Here is a 17,101-nt window from a genome sequence, read left to right as displayed (position 1 = left end):
GCGCGGAAAGCGCGATATGGTTAGCGCATGGAAGGGGAAGCCTTGAAGCGCATGGGGGCCGCAGCACTCGGCGGGCTGGCGCTTGGCGGCTGCATTCCCCAGCCCTCCGGTGGCTATCGCGAACCACGCTACGATGCGCCTGCACCGCAACAGGAGCGCTATGAGCGCCGTTCGGTCGATCAGAACGTTTCTGCCCTGCCCGCGCCGCGCCCTGCCTGGGAAGCACGCCCGGTAACCCCCGACGCCCGCCAGATCCAAGCGAGCATTTATCTGGTCCGCTCAGGCGACTCGCTTCGCGCTATCTCGGTAAAGACCGGCGCGGGTTCGGAGGCGATCGCCCGCGCGAACAATCTGGCCCAGCCCTACACGATCTTTCCCGGCCAGCGCCTGACGATCCCCGGGGGGCGGTATCATGCCGTTCGCGAAGGCGAGACCGGCATCGCCATCGCCCGCGCTTATGGCGTCGATTGGTCGCGCGTGATCTCCGCCAATTATCTCGAAGAGCCTTATGTGCTGCGCACCGGCCAGCGGCTGCTGATCCCGACCACCGGCCCCGAGACCATTGAGGAGCGCGCGGCACGCTTCCACCTCGATATCGACGATATCCTGACCGGCAGCAGCCCCGCCACACGCGAAGGCGAAAAGCCGGCCCGTCCCATTGCCTCGTCCGCGCGCGTGCTGCCCGCGACCAAGCCGATCGCGGTCCCTGCCCGCCTCAGCGGCCAGTTCCGCTGGCCGGTCTCCGGCAATGTCGTCAAACGCTTCGGCCCCGGCGCATCGGGCGAGCGCAATGACGGCGTGAAGATCGCGGTGCCGCTCAACACGCCGGTTCTGGCGTCGGCCGACGGCGTCGTCGCCTATGTCGGCAGCGATATCCCGGCATTGGGCGGCCTTGTCATCCTCAGCCATGGCAGCAGCTTCACCACGGTCTATGGCCATGCCGGGCAGTTACTGGTGCAGCGCGGCCAATCGGTGAAGCGCGGCCAGACCATCGCGCTTTCCGGCAATTCCGGCTTTGCCGATCGCCCAATGCTGCATTTCGAGATGCGTCAGGGCCGCAACGCCGTCGATCCCGTCCCGCGCCTGCCCCCGCGCTGATGGCAAAACTTCCCCCGGCCACTCTCAAGCGCAAATCGAGCCTGCCTGTCTGGGCCGAGATCGGCTGGCGCGTGCTTGCCGTACTGGCGCTGCTCGCGCTCGCGGTCGGCGTCCACTGGATCGAGCGCGACGGACTGAAGGACACGGCCGACGGCAGCGTCTCATTCCTCGACATCCTCTATTTCACGTCGATCTCGGTGACCACCACCGGCTATGGCGATATCGTGCCGGTGAGCACCGCCGCGCGCATGTTCGATGCGTTCGTGGTTACGCCGATCCGCATCTTCGTGGTGCTGCTGTTCCTCGGCACCGCGTATAATTTCGTCCTCAAGCGAACCTGGGATAAATGGCGCATGGCAGCGATCCAGCGAAACCTGAACGGCCACATCGTTGTCGCGGGCTATGGCAATACCGGCTCAGAAACCGTCGATGAACTGATCGCGCGCGGCACCAGCCCCGGCAATATCGTCGTGATCGACGCCGATGAGGACAATCTCGCCCGCGCGCGCAATTGCGGCTGCATCGTTCTGCATGCCGATGCCACGCGCGATCAGGTGCTCAAGGACGTCAAGATCGAGCGCGCCGAATCGATGATCGTCACCGCAGGGCGCGACGACACATCGATTCTGATCACCCTCACCGCGCGGCATCTGGCGCCCGCGCTGCCGATCAGCGTTACCGTCCGCAACGAGGATAACGAAGTTCCCGCGCGCGCTGCCGGCGCCACCACCGTGGTCAATCCGGTGAGCTTTTCGGGGCTGCTCTTGGCGAGCTCGTGCAAGGGGCCGCATCTTTCCGAATATTTGATGGACCTCGCTTCCTACCACGGCCAGGTCGAGCTCGCCGAGCGCTCGGTTTCGCCGGAGGAGATCGGCAAGCCGCTCTCGGCGATCCAGACCGGGCTGGGTGTGCGCATCTACCGCGACGGCAAGCCCCACGGGCACAAGGAGCCCGAGGCCGCCGCGCTCAAGGCCGGGGACCTGATCGTAGAGATCGTCACTGCCTGATGCTCGAACGCGTCATACCGATCGCGCTTCTGATCGCCTCGAATGTCTTCATGACTTTCGCTTGGTACGGCCATCTCAAATACAAGACGGCGCCGCTGTTGCTGGTGATCCTGGTAAGCTGGCTGATCGCGCTTCCCGAATATATGCTCGCCGTGCCCGCCAATCGTTGGGGCAGCGGCGTTTATTCCGCGGCGCAATTGAAGGCGATCCAGGAAGTCGTGACGCTCACGGTCTTCGCGGGGTTCTCGATCCTGTATCTCGGCCAGAAGATTACGGTGAACCATCTGATCGGGTTCGCGCTGATCGCGGCGGGCGCTTGGTTCGTGTTCCGGGCTCCGGTGATCGCCTGACCTAGCTTTTTCGCCAAAAAAGCCTATGTGCGCCCCCAATCATGGCAACCAAACTTCCTGAAGCCCCTCGCGTGGGCATGGTCTCGCTCGGCTGTCCGAAGAACCTTGTCGACTCCGAGCGGATCCTGACCAAGCTGCGCAGCGACGGCTATGCGATGTCCCCCGATTATGCGGGCGCGGATGTTGTGCTGGTAAACACCTGCGGCTTTCTCGATTCCGCCAAGGAAGAATCGCTCGAAGCGATCGGCGAGGCGATTGCGGAGAATGGCCGCGTCATCGTCACCGGCTGCTTCGGCAAGGAAGCCGAAGTGATCCGCGCGCGCTTTCCCAACGTCCTCGCCATCACCGGCGCGCACCAATATGAGGAAGTCGTCGGCGCAGTCCACGAAGCGGCGCCGATGCCCGCCAACGCTTTCCTGAACCTCGTGCCGGAAAGCGGCCTCAAGCTCACCCCGCGGCATTACAGCTATCTCAAGATCTCCGAGGGCTGCAACCATCGCTGCGCCTTCTGCATCATCCCCTCGATCCGCGGCGACCTTGTCAGCCGCCGCCCCGACGCGATCCTGCGCGAGGCCGAGAAGCTGGTAGAAGCCGGCACCAAGGAGCTTCTGGTGATCAGCCAGGATACTTCGGCGTACGGCGTCGATATCCGCAAGGAACCCCGCATGTGGAAGGGGCAGGAAGTCATTCCCCACATGACCGATCTCGCCCGGGAGCTCGGCAAGATCGCGCCCTGGGTGCGGCTGCACTATGTCTATCCTTATCCGCACGTCGACCAGGTCATCCCGCTGATGGCCGAGGGTCTGGTGCTGCCATACCTCGATATCCCCTTCCAGCACGCCAGCCCCAAGGTGCTGCGGATGATGAAGCGCCCGGCGAATGAGGCAAAGGTGCTCGAGCGGCTCAAGAACTGGCGCGCGATCTGCCCGGACATCACCATCCGCAGCTCGTTCGTGGTCGGTTTCCCTGGCGAAACCGAGGAGGATTTCCAATATCTGCTCGACTGGCTCGACGAAGCCCAGCTCGACCGCGTCGGCGCGTTCCGGTTCGAGCCCGTCGAGGGCGCGCAGGCCAATGCATTCGAAGGCCAGGTGCCGGAAGAGCTCAAGGAAGAGCGCTACGCCCGCGTCATGGAGAAGACCGCTACGATCTCGGCGGCCAAGCTCCAAGCCAAGATCGGCCGCACGCTCGAGGTGATCATCGACGCTGTCGAGGGCGAGGGCGCCACCGGCCGCTCACAGGCCGATGCCCCCGAGATCGACGGCGAAGTCCATCTCCGCGATGCCGCGCATCTCAAGCAGGGCGATATCCTGAACGTCGAGATCGAAGATGCCGACGAACACGACCTTTACGGTGTGCCGCTGAGCTGAGCTCCCGCCTCGGTCGGTTCGCCGTCAACCGGCACCCAGGGCCGCCGGCGCACCGCTCCGGGCCGGTCGTCAGCGTCGAACTGCACCATCCACAGCGAATATTCGTCGGTCTCATATTCGTGGATCGTCAGCCACAGGGCGCCGGCTTCGGTCACTCGGATTTCGACCAGAGACCAATCCGCAAGCGGGGGCCCTGCCTTCCAGCCCAGCGCTGCCTGCCTGGCCTCGCACACCGCATCGACTGCAACGGGTAACAGAATGGCCGGATCCGCTTGCGCCAGCCGCGCGGCCGCCTCCGCGGGCGGCTCGTCGCCCCACCCGTCCCCGCCGGTCACCGCGAGATCGTAAAAATCGCCGGGCAATTCGCCCCGCGCGATCCAGCTTCCGTTCTGCCAACGCCAATCCATGAGGCTTTATAGCGCACAGGCCGTGTGTTTGCAGCGGTATGGCGCTGAGCTATGGGGCAAGTGACTTGCACGCGTGTGCGGCATAGGGTCGCGCGATGCTTCGCAGCGCCCTGCTCGCCGTCACGGCCTGGCTCTCGCTCTCGGGCTCCAGCGAACCCACTGCCACAATCACTCCGGTCGATCCGCTTACCGTGCAGGACGACGATTTTGCCCGCCATCGCGATCCGGCCGAGTGGAAAGGCCTGAAGGCCAGCCGCATCGAGTTTCGCGACGAACGCGCGCAGTGGCGGCTCTGGCGCATCGAAAGCGCGCGCAAGGGGCCGCTCTGGTTCGTGCCCCATGACAATGAGAATGGCGGCTTCGAAGCCGCGTTCGCAGCGATCCGCAAATATGGAGGGACGATCGTCGCGGTCGATTCGGGCGTGCAGCCCGGATCGGACGGCGTGCGGATGAACCGTGCTGTCGATTATGGCCGCCCGATCGATCCCAATCGCAATTTCGATGACGCCTTGCCCTTCTACGCACGCACGGTGCTCGCCGGAAGCGGCACGCCGATCATCGCGCTCCACACCAATTCGCCGGGCTTCAATTCAGGCGAATCTACTTGCAACCAATCCGATCCGGCCGGCCGCGGGGTGATTTCGATCCGGTTTTGCGACGATATGCTGACCCCCAGCCCGTCCCAAGCGAAGACCTGGCCATGGGACGATGACGACAGCGTCGCCTTCACTACCTATCGCACCGGCCAGCCCCCGAGCACCGCATATTGCCGCGACCAGCTCGTGGCGCTCGATTTCAACGTGGTGCAGGAACGCGTCGTGACCAGCGACGGCTCGCTATCCAATTATGCGGTGCTCCGGCGGATCGACTATCTCAACTTCGAGACGCTGGACCGCGGGCTTTCCCCCGAAGGGTTGGCGGAAATGCGCGACCGGCTGATGTACATGATCGATCATGCGCTGAAGGCATGCGCGCCGAAAATCCGCGCCGCGGGCTAGCCCTTGGCGCCCTGCATCCCTAGATCACGCCCATGCCCGATCCCGCCACGCCGATTCAGCCCGACAAGGGCCAGACCGCCCGCTCCATTCACATCATCGATGCCAAGGGCTTCGATACTTGGCTCGCGGCCCAGCCGCCGCGTCATCGCACGGCGGCCCAGGCGCAGAAGCTGGCGCCCAAAGCCTATTCCAGCGCGATCCTTCCCGGTGACGGGCCCGAGGACTGGTCGGTGGTCACCGTAGTCGCCAATGCCGAGAAGCTCGGCCCGTGGTGCCTGGCCAAGCTCGCCGAGACCCTGCCCGAAGGCATTTACCGCGCCGAAGGGCAGGACCCCGGCAAGGCTGGCTATGGCTGGCTCGCCGCGCAATACAGGTTCGACCGCTACAAGAAAAAGCCGGCAAAGCCTGCCGGCGACCGGATTCTGCTGAGCAGCGATCCTGTGAAGATGGAAGAGGCGGTCCGCATGGCGGCGGTTGCGTACAAGCTGCGCGATCGGATCAATACTGGCGCCAACGATATGGGTCCCGCCGATCTCGAAGCCGGCGCCGCCGAGCTTGCAAAGGCCTATGGCGCGACGCTGACCGTGGCCAAAGGCGCCGAGGTCGAGAAGGGCTATGGCATGCTCTGGGCGGTCGGCAAGGCTGCCGGCAAGGGCCGCGAGCCGCGCCTCATCGAGATCGAATGGGGCAATCCCGAGCATCCGCGCATCGCGATCATCGGCAAGGGCGTGTGCTTCGATACCGGCGGCCTCGACATCAAGCCCGCCGCCGGCATGCGGCTGATGAAGAAGGACATGGGCGGCGCAGCGCACGCGCTGGCGCTGGCCGAGCTCATCATGCAGAACCGCCTGCCCGTCCGCCTGCATATGCTCGTCCCCGCCGTCGAGAATTCGATCAACGGCGAGGCGACGCGGCCCGGCGACGTGATGATCTCGCGCAAGGGGATCACGGTCGAGAACAGCAACACCGACGCCGAGGGCCGGCTGATTCTGGGCGATGCGCTGACCAAGGCTGCCGAGGGCAATCCCGAACTGGTCTTCGACTTCGCAACGCTCACCGGCGCGGCCCGCGTGGCGCTGGGTGCCGACCTTCAGGCATTGTTCGCCAATGACGACACGCTCGCCTCCGAACTGATGACCGCGGCGGAGACCGAAGCCGATCCGATGTGGCGCATGCCGCTATACGATCCCTACAAGGACCTGCTCAAATCCGACGTGGCGGACATGGTCAACGCCGCCGAGGGCCCGTTCGGCGGCGCGATCACCGCGGCATTGTTCCTAAAGGAATTCGCTCCCGAGAACGCGCAATGGGCGCATTTCGACATCTTCTGCTGGAATGGCTCGCCCAAGCCCGGCCGTCCCAAGGGCGCCGAAGCGGTCAGCCTGCGTGCGACGTGGAAGGTGCTGAAGGATCGCTACGGGAAATAGTCAGTCCCGGCGCTCGATCTCGCCCGTGATCTCGAGCCAGGGGCATTTGCGCTCCTCATAGACCGATACCCAGGGATAGGGCGTGAAGCCCGGATCGGCGAACGTGCCGAGCGGCACGGCGATCAAACCGGGCATGGAATCGAGCGTGTAATAGCTCGTCGCGCCACAGGTCGGGCAGAAGCGAAAGGTCGCGATGCCGCCTTCATCGCCGGTGAGCTGCCATTCGCGCGTCTCGCCGGTCAGCGTCACTTGCACCTCCGGCCAGCGGGCCTGCACTGCAAAGGCGCTGCCGCTGCGCCGCTTGCAGGCGAGGCAGTGGCAGACCGAGACGCGCACCGGCTCGCCCTCGCATGCGACCTTTGCTGCACCGCATGAGCATGCCGCTATCCGCATCTGGCCTCCTCGTTTAGCGCGCCAGTGAAGCCGCAGCCTCGATGATCGGCACGAACTTCTCTGCAGTCAGGCTCGCGCCGCCGACCAGCGCGCCATCGACATCCGGACATGCCAGCAAAGCGGCTGCATTGGCGCCGTTGACCGATCCGCCATAGAGGATGCGAAGGCTCTCGGCCTCGCCCCCGGCCAAGTCGCGAAGCTTCGCGCGGATCGCGCCGTGTATTGCCGCGACGTCCGCCTCGGTTGGCGTTCGCCCGGTGCCGATCGCCCAGACGGGCTCATAGGCAATCGCGAGCCATTCGGCTGACGCACCGGCGGGAAAGGACGCCGCAAGCTGTCCGGTGACGACTTCCTCGGCGCGCCCGGCATCGCGCTCTTCGAGCGTCTCGCCGACGCACAGGATCACGCGCAGCCGCGCGCTCCATGCCGCCTCTGCCTTGGCCTTCACTTGCGCATCGGTCTCGTGCTGGTCCGCGCGCCGCTCGGAATGGCCGACGATGGTAAGCCCGGCGCCCGCTTCGATCAGCATCGCTGCCGAAACGCATCCGGTATGTGCGCCCTTTTCGGCCTCGTGCACATCCTGCGCGCCGATCAGGAGCTCGCCTGCGGCATCCACTGCCGTGGCGATCAGCGTGAACGGCACGCAAAGCGCGACATCGACGCTTTCGGGCATCGCCGCTGCGATTGCGCGCACTTCGCCCAGATCGGCCTTGAGCCCGTGCATCTTCCAGTTCCCGGCAACCAGCTTGCGGCGCATCACGCTCTCCCCAAAATCTTCGTTGCGCACCCGATAACGGACCGTGCGTGCCGCGCAACCTTGAAGGCCGCGGCGCAGCGCCCTAAAGCGGCCCAAACCTTTCTCCAGTGAACGGCCCCCAATGCTCAAATCCTTCCGGAACTTCACCAAGTCGCGCGTCGGCCTCATCGCGGTTTTCATCTTCCTCGCGGTGATCGCGATCGCCTTTGCCGCAAGCGACCTTTCCGGGCTGCAGAACAATGGCGCTAGCAACGGCTCGGTGCTGGCGAAGGTTGGCAATACCAAGGTCACCGACACCGAGGTGCGCGACCGGATCGACCGCTTCCTGCGCGGCGCCGCGCGTGAGGGCCAGACCGTCACGATGGAACAGTTCCTGGCCGAAGGAGGCCTCGATCTCGCGCTGGACGAAATGATCAATTCCGCGGCGATGGTCGAATTCGCCAACATGTCCGGCATGCAGGTGAGCAAGCGGCTGGTCGATGGCGAGATTGCCAGCAACCCCGCCTTTATCGGCTTCGACGGCAAGTTTAATCAGAAGACCTTCGAGGATCTGCTCCAGCAGAACCGTCTGTCGCCAGCCGCTTTCCGTGAAGGGCTGACCAAGGACAAATACGGCAATTGGCTGGTCAATCGCGCTGCCCTGGGCGCCCCCACCATGCCCGATGGCGTGCTGCTACCTTATGCTTCACTGCTGCTCGAGCGCCGCAAGGGCATTGTCGGCCTGGTCTCGACGATCGCGATGGATCCGGGCGCAGACCCCGACGACAAGACGCTGACTGCCTATTATGCCAGCAACCGCGCCCGCTATCTGGTGCCCGAGCAGCGCGTGATCCGCTATGCGACGATCCGCCCCGATGCGCTGCGCGCCCAGAGCGTTGCCACCGAAGCCGAGATCGCCGACGCCTATAAGAAGAACGCGGCGAAATATGCCGCGACCGAGAAACGCTCGATCGAGCTGGTCACCTCGCTCGACCAGGCGACCGCGACCAACATCGCCAACGGCGCAAAGTCGGGAGCACTCGATGCCGCGGCGCGCGCGGCCGGGCTCGAAGTCCGCAAGTTCGACGGCGCCGAGAAGGCGACGCTCGCCCGCGACGTCTCGGCAGGGTTCGCCAATGCGGCCTTCGCCGCGCAGCAGGGCCAGCTCACCGGTCCGAGCAAGATCGGCACTGCCTGGCAGGTGTTCCGCGTGACCAAGATCGAGAAGGTCGCCGCGCGCTCGCTCGATCAGGCCCGCACCGAGATCGCCGAGGAAATCACGAGCCGCAAGACTGCCCAGGCGCTGGCTGACCTGCGCCAGAGCATCGAAGATGGTCTGGGCGACGGCAAGACCTTTGACGAAGCAGTCAGGGATGCCAAGCTGACTGCCGAGCGCACCCCTGCCCTCACTGCGCAGGGCGTGGATCCGACCAAGCCCGAAGCTAAGCCCGATCCCAATCTTGCCGTCATCTTGCGCGCGGGCTTCAGCTTTGCCGCAGTGGGCGACGAGCCGCAGCTCGCACAGCTCTCGCCCGATGGCACGGCGGCGCTGATGTCGCTTGAGCGGATCATCCCTGCGGCTCCCAAGCCGCTGGCGGACATTCGAGCCCAGGTGAACAAGGATTATCTGGTTGATCAGGCGCTGAAGAAGGCGCGCGCCGCTGCTGCCGGCATGATCGCCAAGCTTGAAAAGGGCATGCCGATGGCACAGGCACTCGCCGAGGCCGGGGTCAAGCAAGGCCCGCCGCCCAAGCCCTTCGACTTCAAGCGCGCGGAAACGCAGGGCAAGGAGAACTTCATCCAGATGGCATTCGCCATGGCCCCCAAAAAGGCCAAGCTGATCGAAGCCGCGGGTAAGACGGGCTATTATGTCGTCTATCTCGACGCGGTCGAGGAGCACAGCGCGGCGAACGATCCGGCAGTGATGGGTCAGGCCAAGGCGGCGATCGTCCCGCAAGTCGGCCCGGAATATGCCCGCCAGTTCATTCGGGCGATCCGGAATTCGGTGAAGGTCTCGCGCAATGAAGAGGCGATCAAGCGCCTGCGCGACGATCTCGCCCGCACCGGCGCGCGCTGAGCCTCATGACAGAAGGGCTGGAAGCGGCCCGCGCGGCCCTCGCCGAGGGCCGCCCGGCCCTGCTCTGGCGCCGCCAGATCGCGGACACCGAGACGCCCGTCGCGGCGGCGCTCAAGCTGATCGAGCCCGGGCGCGGCGACTTCCTGCTCGAATCGGTCGAGGGCGGATCGGTGCGCGGGCGGCACAGCTTGATCGGGCTCGCCCCCGACCTGGTCTTCCGCGCGACCGGCAACGAAGCGGCGATCAACGCAGAATGGCTACAGAATCGCGACGCCTTCCGCCCCTGCGCGCAACCGGCGCTGGAGGCGTTGCGCGAACTGGTGCGCGATTGCCGGATGGACGTGCCCGGCGAACTGCCGCGCGCGCTCGCCTGTCTGGTCGGCTATTTCAGCTACGAGACCGTCGGGCTGGTCGAGCGGCTCGATCGTCCGCCGGAAAACCCGATCGGCGTGCCCGACATGATGTTCGTGCGGCCAACAGTGGTCCTGATCTTCGATCGGCTGGCGGATACGTTGTTCCTTGTCGCGCCGGTCTGGCCCGGTGGCGATGCCGATGCCGCAGCCGAGCGGATCGACGCCGTCGCGGCCAGGCTTGCCACTGCTCCGCTCCCCGCCCCGGTGCGCGCCGAGCCCGAACCCGTCGCGCTCAATCCGGTGCTCGGACATGGCCGCTATGCCGGGATGGTGGCGGCGGCGAAGGAATATATCGCCGCCGGCGACATCTTTCAGGTCGTCCTGGCGCAGCGCTTCACCGCGCCCTTCAAGCTGCCGCCGTTCGAGCTGTACCGCGCGCTGCGACGCGTGAACCCCTCACCCTTCCTCTATCATCTCGATCTGCCCGGCTTCGCGCTGACCGGCTCCTCGCCCGAGATCCTGGTTCGTGCACGCGACGGCGAAGTCACGATCCGGCCGATCGCGGGCACGCGCCCGCGCGGCAAGACCGCCGCCGAGGATTCCGAGAATCGCGACAGCCTGCTCGCCGATCCCAAGGAGCGCGCCGAGCATCTGATGTTGCTCGATCTCGGCCGCAACGATGTCGGCCGCGCCGCCGAAGCCGGCAGCGTTCGCGTGACCGATAGCTATACGGTCGAATTCTACAGCCACGTCATGCACATCGTCTCGAACGTGGTCGGCAAGTTGAAGCCCGGCAGCGATGCGCTCGACGCCTTGTTCGCGGGCTTCCCGGCCGGCACGGTCAGCGGCGCGCCCAAGGTCCGCGCCTGTGAGATCATCGCCGAGCTTGAGCCTGAAACGCGCGGGCCCTATGCCGGCGGCGTCGGCTATTTCTCCCCCGACGGATCGATGGACTCGTGCATCGTGCTGCGGACCGCATTGGTGAAGGACGGCGTCATGCACGTCCAGGCAGGCGCAGGCATCGTCGCCGATAGCGATCCCGCTTACGAGCAGCGCGAATGCGAGGCTAAGGCCGGCGCGCTGTTCGCCGCTGCGCGGGAGGCGGTGGCGCGGGCGTCAGAAGCGGACTTCGGGCGATGAAGCTTTCCTCCCTCGTGCAGCGGAGGAGGAAAAATTCTAGTTCCCACCGCCCGGAATACGCCGCGCTTTGGCCTTCTGGTTCAGCCGGTCCTGATACCATTGCTGGATCATCTGGCGCGTACAGCCGGTCTGGCCGCCGGTGCCTACGGGCGAGCAGCTGTTGGGCAGCCCGGCCCGGTTGACTTCCTCGACCGTCTCCACCCGGTTGGTCCAGGCCTGTGCCACAGCGCTCTCGTCGGGCTGATCGCGCAATGCCTTGGGGATGCGATAGGGCGATTCGCCGGCATTGGCGCACACCACCACTTCATCGGGATCGGATGCCTTGGGGCATTCCTCCTTCCCATAGAGCAGGATGCTGCGGACGCGCTTCGGCGGATCCTGCGGCACATCCTGCGCCATCGGCGGCGCAGGCAGGAGCATGGCGGCGAACAGCATGGCGATCATTACTAAATTCCTTTGGCACGAAGTCTGAACGCCCCTGTTGCCGATCTCGTTGCGCAAGCATCATGGCAGCGCCAAGGCAGACCGTGGCTTGTTTGCCGCCGCCTGCCCTCTAAGGCGGGTGCCATGACGTCCCGCCGCTGCCTCCTGATCCTAGCCGGATTGCTAGCGCTCACCGCCTGTGGGCGCGGCGGTCGCGTTTCGGAAGCGTGCGAGGACATCGTCTTCGAGACTTCGAAGTTCACGGTGTGCCACGCCAAGCCCCAGATGCACGACCTGGCCCTCGTCAATCGCGGCGCAGACGGCAAGCCGATGCGCGATTTTGCCGGGCTCGAGACGCGTCTCGGCGAGCGCTACCCTGCCCTCGCATTTGCGACAAATGCCGGGATGTTCGACGAAAAGGGCGCCGCGATCGGCTATTATGTCGAGGATGGCGCCGTGCAGACCCCGCTCAATCGCAAGGCGGGCCCAGGCAATTTCCACTTGCTCCCCAACGGGGTGTTCTGGGGCGACGCGACCGGCTGGCACGCGGACACGACCGACAATTTCGTCGCCCGCAAGCCCGATCATGTGCGCTTCGCCACTCAGAGCGGACCGATGCTGCTGATCGGCGGCAAGCCCCATCCGCAGATCAGCGACAACGGCACTTCGCTCCAGATCCGCAACGGTGTCGGCGTATCGCTCGACGGCACCGCCTGGTTTGCGATCAGCAACGAGCCCGTCTCGTTCGGTCGGTTCGCGCGCTTGTTTCGCGATCGCCTCGCCGCTCCCGACGCGCTCTATTTCGACGGCGCGGTTTCGCGACTGCTCGATCCGGTTTCCGGACGCCGCGATGCGGGCGTTCCTATTGGGCCGATTGTCGTAGCGCTCCAGAAGCGTTAGCGGCAGGCCATGATCCTGGTCCTCGACAATTACGACAGCTTCACCTGGAACCTCGTCCATTATCTGATGGAGTTGGGAGCGGAGGTCCAGGTCGTGCGCAACGATGCGCTTACGGCGCGGGACGCGATCGCCAGCAATGCGCAGGCATTCCTGATCTCCCCAGGCCCCTGCACGCCAAACGATGCCGGGATCAGCCTCGACCTGGTCGCCGCCTGCGCCGACCTCAGGAAGCCGCTGCTCGGCGTGTGCCTCGGCCACCAGGCGATCGGCCAGCATTTCGGCGGACAGGTGGTCCGCGGCGGGCTGATGCACGGCAAGACCTGCCCGGTCGAGCATGACGGCACCGGGCTGTTCGAGGGGCTTCCCTCGCCCTTCACGGCGACCCGTTATCACTCGCTTATCGTCACCGATATTCCCGACGATCTGGTAGTCAATGCCACTGCGTCGGACGCCAGCGTGATGGGCTTTCGCCACCGCGAACTGCCGATCCACGGCGTCCAGTTCCATCCCGAGAGCATCGCCACCGAGCACGGGCATGCGATGCTCGCCAATTTCCTGCGGCTCGCGGGGATGGAAGCGAAGGAATTGGCATGATGCGCAAACTCGTGCTTGCCGCGCTTGCGGGTGCCGCCTGGGTTCCTGCGGCGCAGGCTGCGCCAGGATGCGGTATCGCCCAGCCGGGGGCTACGCAGCGTATCGCCATCGGCAATACCGGCCGCCAGATGCTCGTTCATTTGCCCAAGGGCATGAAGCAAAGGAATCGCGCACCCCTGCTTTTCCTCCTTCACGGCAGCGGCGGCAATGGCGCTGCGATGCTAAATCGCACCGGGCTGAGCGATACCGCCGACGCGCATGGTTTCATCGTAGCGGCGCCTGACGCGGGCATCCCGGTAAAGGACGGCTTTGTCTGGAATATCCCGGGCGTGCCGACCGTCACCGGCAAGGTCCCCGGTGCCAAGGACGCGGACGACGTCGCGTTTATCAAGGCGGCGATAGACTGGCTGACCGCCGAGCGCTGCGTCGATCCGGCCCGCGTTTACGCAACCGGGCTGTCGGGCGGCGGGCGGATGACGTCGTGGCTAGGCTGCGTCGCGTCGGACCGCTTCGCCGCGATCGCCCCCGTGGTCGGCCTGCGCGCAGGCAATCCGCGCAAGGACGATCCCAAACGCCCCGATCCCGCGACCTGCAAGCCCTCGCACGCGATACCGGTCATCGCCTTTGCGGGCGATAAGGATACTACCAACCCTATGCAGGGCGGTGGCGCCGGCTATTGGCAATATCCGATGGCGGCCGCCGAAAGGCGCTGGGCGGAGCTCAACGGCTGCCGAGTTGCCTTGCCGCGGCAGAGCATCACGGCGAGCGTCTATGAAGATCGTTACACCCGTTGCCGGAACAATGCCGAAGTGGTCGGGCGGATCACCATCGGCGGCGGGCATGATTGGGTCGTGGATAACGACGCGATGTGGGCATTCCTCTTGCGGCATCGGCGCACGCGGTGAGCGTCTATTCGCTCCTCCCCGACCCGGTCTCCCCGCTCGCGCGCGAAACCGCGGCACGGGCGTTCGCGGACATGCTCGATGGCACGGCCGCCGAGGCCGAAATCGAAGCTTTCCTGATCGGCTTGAGCGAGCGTGGTGAGACCAGCATAGAGATCGCCGAGGCTGCGCGGGCGATGCGTACGCGCGTGATTTCGATCACTGCTCCACAAGGCGCGATCGACGTGTGCGGGACCGGTGGCGACGGCCATCACACGCTCAACGTTTCAACCGCGGTCAGCTTGGTCGTGGCAGCGGCCGGCGTGCCCGTCGCCAAACATGGCAATCGCGCCGCCTCGTCCAAGGCGGGTGCTGCCGATACGCTTGAGGCGCTCGGCCTCGATCTGGATCGCGCTTCCGCCGCGGCCGAGGATACGCTGGGCGATCTCGGCATCGCGTTCCTCTTCGCGCAAAAACACCATCCAGCGCTCGCCCGCATCGCGCCGATCCGCCGCCGCATCGGGCGACGGACGATCTTCAACCTGATGGGGCCGCTCGCCAATCCAGCGCATGTCACGCGCCAGCTGATCGGCATTGCGCGCATCGACTATGCACCGGTCTATGCCGAAGCTCTCGCACAACTGGGCGCCGAGGCTGCAGCCGTTATTGCCGGCGAAGACAATCTCGATGAGTTATCGACGGAAACCGCGAGCATCGCCGTCAATGTCGGCTGTGCGTCGCTGCCGACGCGGATTACGCCGGAGGATGCCGGTCTCCCCCGCCACCCGCTGAGCGCGATCCGTGGCGGCGATCCGGTGGAGAATGCGTATGCGCTGCGCCGCCTGCTCCAAGGGGACAAGGGGCCCTATCGCGACGCTGTGCTCTTGAACGCCGCTGCCGCCCTGATGGTGGCCGGCCGTGCCGCCGATCTTCGCGAAGGTGCGGAAGAAGCAGCAGAGTTCATCGACAACGGGCTTGCCAATGCACTGCTCGACTGCTGGATCGCATATTGATGTCCAATATGCTCGATACGATCCTGGAAACAAAGCGCGTGGAAGTTGACACACGGAAGGCCGCGATCAGCCTGTCTGCTCTCGGCGCTGCGGCCATGGCGCAAACCCCGCCGCGCGGATTCCGCCGGGCGCTCGATGCCAAGGCTGGGACCGGTTACGGCCTGATCGCAGAGATCAAGAAGTCCAGCCCCTCCAAGGGTCTGATCCGCCCCGATTTCGATCCTCCCGCGCATGCCAGAGCTTATGCTGCAGGCGGCGCGGCGTGCCTCTCGGTGCTTACCGATGCGCAATATTTTCAGGGAGCAGAAGAATATCTCATTGCAGCACGCGCAGCCTGCCCGCTGCCGGTGCTCCGCAAGGACTTCACAGTCGATCCCTGGCAAGTGATCGAGGCGCGCAGCATCGGTGCCGATGCAATCCTGATCATCGTCGCCGCGCTCGAAGACGCGCAGATGGCCGAGATCGAAGAGGCCGCTATGAGTCTTGGCATGGACGTGCTGGTGGAAGTGCATGATGCGGCCGAACTTGAGCGCGCGCTCAAGCTGCGCTCGCGGCTAATCGGCGTGAACAACCGCAATCTCAAGGACTTCTCGGTCTCTTTCGATCGCACCTATGAACTCGTCGGCAGCGCTCCCGCGGATTGTACGTTCGTGGCGGAGTCAGGCCTCACCAGCCGGGCGGATCTGGATGCGATGTCGGAGCATGGCGTCCGCTGCTTCCTAGTCGGCGAAGCGCTGATGCGGCAGGCCGATGTCGAAGCCGCGACGCGCGAGCTGATCGGGTGAACCAGCTTACCCATCTCGACCAGACCGGTGCCGCGCACATGGTCGATGTCGCAGGCAAGCCGGTGACGCAGCGCGAAGCGGTGGCCACTGGCCGGATCACCATGTCGGCAGAGGCTGCCGCCGCCATCATCGAGGGCTCCATCAAGAAGGGCGACGTCCTAGCCACCGCGCGCATTGCCGGGATAATGGCCGCCAAGAAGACCGCCGAGCTGATCCCGCTCTGCCACCCATTGCCGCTCACGCGTGTGGCGATCGACCTCCTGCCCGACGAGACCGGCGTCACCGTCACCGCGACCGCAGCAACCGAAGCTCAGACCGGCGTCGAGATGGAGGCGCTCACTGCCGCCAGCGTCGCGCTGCTTACGCTTTACGATATGGCTAAGGCGCTCGATAAGTCGATGGTGATCGGAGAGATCCGCCTGCTTTCAAAGAAGGGCGGCAGATCGGGGGACTGGACCGCATGACGCTACAACTTTTCGCGCATCCTTTCTCGTCCTATTGTTGGAAGGTGCTGATCGCACTCTATGAGAATGGCACACCTTTCGAGTACCGCCATCTCGAGCATGAAGGCGTGGGTGCCGAGCTCGCAGGCCTCTGGTCGATAGGTAAATTCCCAGTCCTGCGCGATGCGGGCAAGACCATCGTCGAAACCAGCGCGATCATCGAGCACCTTCAGATTCACCATCCAGGCCCCGTGACGCTGATCCCGACCGATCCCGACGCGGCGATCGAGGTGCGGATGCTCGATCGCATTTTCGACAATTATGTGATGAATGCGATGCAGCCGCTGGTGAACAACGCGATCCGTCCCGAAGAGAAGCGCGATCCCTATGTCGCCGAGGGTGTCCACGCCGCGCTCGACAAATCATATGCCTGGCTCGACGCGCACATGGCCCAGAGGAAAGAAAATGGGCGCGAATGGGCCGCAGCGGATAGCTTCAGCCTTGCCGATTGCGCCGCCGCTCCTTCGCTCTTTTACGCGGACTGGGCTTACGAGATTCCCGCCAAGTTCGAGCATCTCAAGGCGTATCGCGCCCGCCTCCTCGCCAGCCCAAGTGTAGCGCGCGCAGTCGATGAAGCCCGCCCCTATCGCGCGTATTTCCCCTTAGGCGCTCCCGACCGCGATTAACCCTCCCGCTTAACGTGCCC

At 65.1% G+C, this 17,101-nt stretch carries 19 protein-coding genes; 15 read left to right on the top strand and 4 right to left on the bottom strand.

The genetic code is table 11. The features are described 5' to 3' along the window. Positions 1 to 51: 51 nt before the first annotated feature. The 4 genes from ACZZZM_RS10305 to rimO are packed head-to-tail and all read left to right on the top strand — an operon-like array spanning position 52 to position 3,825. Positions 52 to 1,098, top strand: coding sequence for a peptidoglycan DD-metalloendopeptidase family protein (locus tag ACZZZM_RS10305; RefSeq protein ID WP_463596422.1), 1,047 nt, complete (start codon positions 52 to 54; stop codon positions 1,096 to 1,098). Then, positions 1,098 to 2,105 (top strand): potassium channel family protein, encoded by a 1,008-nt coding sequence (locus tag ACZZZM_RS10300; protein ID WP_463595011.1) that lies wholly within the window; start codon positions 1,098 to 1,100, stop codon positions 2,103 to 2,105. Before ACZZZM_RS10305 ends, ACZZZM_RS10300 begins: the two co-directional genes overlap by 1 nt. Next, on the top strand, positions 2,105 to 2,455 hold the full coding sequence (locus ACZZZM_RS10295; protein WP_463595010.1) for a DMT family protein: 351 nt from the start codon (positions 2,105 to 2,107) through the stop codon (positions 2,453 to 2,455). The genes ACZZZM_RS10300 and ACZZZM_RS10295 overlap by 1 nt, the downstream gene beginning before the upstream one ends. A 41-nt stretch (positions 2,456 to 2,496) precedes the next feature. After that, on the top strand, positions 2,497 to 3,825 hold the full coding sequence (rimO, locus tag ACZZZM_RS10290; RefSeq protein ID WP_463595009.1) for a 30S ribosomal protein S12 methylthiotransferase RimO: 1,329 nt from the start codon (positions 2,497 to 2,499) through the stop codon (positions 3,823 to 3,825). Here rimO and ACZZZM_RS10285 read toward each other — a convergent pair. Further along, a complete protein-coding gene (locus ACZZZM_RS10285; protein WP_463595008.1) occupies positions 3,804 to 4,232 on the bottom strand; it encodes a hypothetical protein in 429 nt (142 codons plus the stop codon). The two genes, rimO and ACZZZM_RS10285, sit on opposite strands and share 22 nt — an antisense overlap. A 95-nt stretch (positions 4,233 to 4,327) precedes the next feature. Between ACZZZM_RS10285 and ACZZZM_RS10280 the strand changes: the two genes are divergently transcribed. After that, a complete protein-coding gene (locus tag ACZZZM_RS10280) occupies positions 4,328 to 5,230 on the top strand; it encodes a hypothetical protein (protein WP_463595007.1) in 903 nt (300 codons plus the stop codon). A 32-nt stretch (positions 5,231 to 5,262) separates the two neighbouring features. Then, positions 5,263 to 6,657 (top strand): leucyl aminopeptidase family protein, encoded by a 1,395-nt coding sequence (locus ACZZZM_RS10275; RefSeq protein WP_463595006.1) that lies wholly within the window; start codon positions 5,263 to 5,265, stop codon positions 6,655 to 6,657. On the opposite strand, the gene ACZZZM_RS10270 is transcribed toward ACZZZM_RS10275, so the two are convergent. Further along, positions 6,658 to 7,050, bottom strand: a complete 393-nt coding sequence (locus ACZZZM_RS10270) for a GFA family protein (RefSeq protein WP_463595005.1) — start codon at positions 7,048 to 7,050, stop codon at positions 6,658 to 6,660. Between the two features lie 13 nt (positions 7,051 to 7,063). Next, the gene (gene tpiA, locus ACZZZM_RS10265; RefSeq protein WP_463595004.1) at positions 7,064 to 7,810 is read right to left on the bottom strand and encodes a triose-phosphate isomerase; all 747 of its coding nucleotides are present in this window, start codon (positions 7,808 to 7,810) and stop codon (positions 7,064 to 7,066) included. Between the two features lie 118 nt (positions 7,811 to 7,928). Here tpiA and ACZZZM_RS10260 point away from each other — a divergent pair, with 118 nt between their 5' ends. Beyond that, positions 7,929 to 9,863, top strand: coding sequence for a peptidylprolyl isomerase (locus ACZZZM_RS10260; RefSeq protein ID WP_463595003.1), 1,935 nt, complete (start codon positions 7,929 to 7,931; stop codon positions 9,861 to 9,863). Between the two features lie 5 nt (positions 9,864 to 9,868). Then, positions 9,869 to 11,356: an anthranilate synthase component I gene (gene trpE, locus ACZZZM_RS10255; protein ID WP_463595002.1), complete on the top strand. Its 1,488-nt coding sequence runs from the start codon at positions 9,869 to 9,871 to the stop codon at positions 11,354 to 11,356. A 36-nt stretch (positions 11,357 to 11,392) separates the two neighbouring features. Here trpE and ACZZZM_RS10250 read toward each other — a convergent pair whose 3' ends face one another. Then, positions 11,393 to 11,800 (bottom strand): hypothetical protein, encoded by a 408-nt coding sequence (locus ACZZZM_RS10250; RefSeq protein ID WP_463595001.1) that lies wholly within the window; start codon positions 11,798 to 11,800, stop codon positions 11,393 to 11,395. 123 nt (positions 11,801 to 11,923) lie between these two features. On the opposite strand from ACZZZM_RS10250, the gene ACZZZM_RS10245 reads away from it, so the two are divergent. From ACZZZM_RS10245 to ACZZZM_RS10215, 7 genes are read left to right on the top strand one after another with little or no spacing between them, the layout of a single operon-like run. Then, positions 11,924 to 12,679: a phosphodiester glycosidase family protein gene (locus ACZZZM_RS10245; RefSeq protein WP_463595000.1), complete on the top strand. Its 756-nt coding sequence runs from the start codon at positions 11,924 to 11,926 to the stop codon at positions 12,677 to 12,679. A gap of 9 nt (positions 12,680 to 12,688) precedes the next feature. Continuing rightward, the gene (locus tag ACZZZM_RS10240) at positions 12,689 to 13,273 is read left to right on the top strand and encodes an anthranilate synthase component II (protein WP_463594999.1); all 585 of its coding nucleotides are present in this window, start codon (positions 12,689 to 12,691) and stop codon (positions 13,271 to 13,273) included. Next, the gene (locus tag ACZZZM_RS10235; protein ID WP_463594998.1) at positions 13,270 to 14,178 is read left to right on the top strand and encodes a CE1 family esterase; all 909 of its coding nucleotides are present in this window, start codon (positions 13,270 to 13,272) and stop codon (positions 14,176 to 14,178) included. The genes ACZZZM_RS10240 and ACZZZM_RS10235 overlap by 4 nt, the downstream gene beginning before the upstream one ends. Then, on the top strand, positions 14,175 to 15,167 hold the full coding sequence (gene trpD / locus ACZZZM_RS10230) for an anthranilate phosphoribosyltransferase (protein ID WP_463596421.1): 993 nt from the start codon (positions 14,175 to 14,177) through the stop codon (positions 15,165 to 15,167). Before ACZZZM_RS10235 ends, trpD begins: the two co-directional genes overlap by 4 nt. Further along, entirely contained in the window at positions 15,167 to 15,952 is a 786-nt protein-coding gene (trpC, locus tag ACZZZM_RS10225) for an indole-3-glycerol phosphate synthase TrpC (RefSeq protein WP_463594997.1), read from the top strand. The genes trpD and trpC overlap by 1 nt, the downstream gene beginning before the upstream one ends. Further along, complete coding sequence (gene moaC, locus ACZZZM_RS10220; RefSeq protein ID WP_463594996.1) at positions 15,949 to 16,416, top strand: cyclic pyranopterin monophosphate synthase MoaC; 468 nt, start codon at positions 15,949 to 15,951, stop codon at positions 16,414 to 16,416. Before trpC ends, moaC begins: the two co-directional genes overlap by 4 nt. Further along, a complete protein-coding gene (locus tag ACZZZM_RS10215; RefSeq protein ID WP_463594995.1) occupies positions 16,413 to 17,081 on the top strand; it encodes a glutathione S-transferase family protein in 669 nt (222 codons plus the stop codon). The genes moaC and ACZZZM_RS10215 overlap by 4 nt, the downstream gene beginning before the upstream one ends. Positions 17,082 to 17,101 lie beyond the last annotated feature (20 nt).

It is taken from the genome of Sphingomonas sp. AC522, from assembly GCF_979258125.1.
Note: the sequence above shows the minus strand (reverse complement) of the source record. Positions and strands in the feature narration are given on the sequence as shown.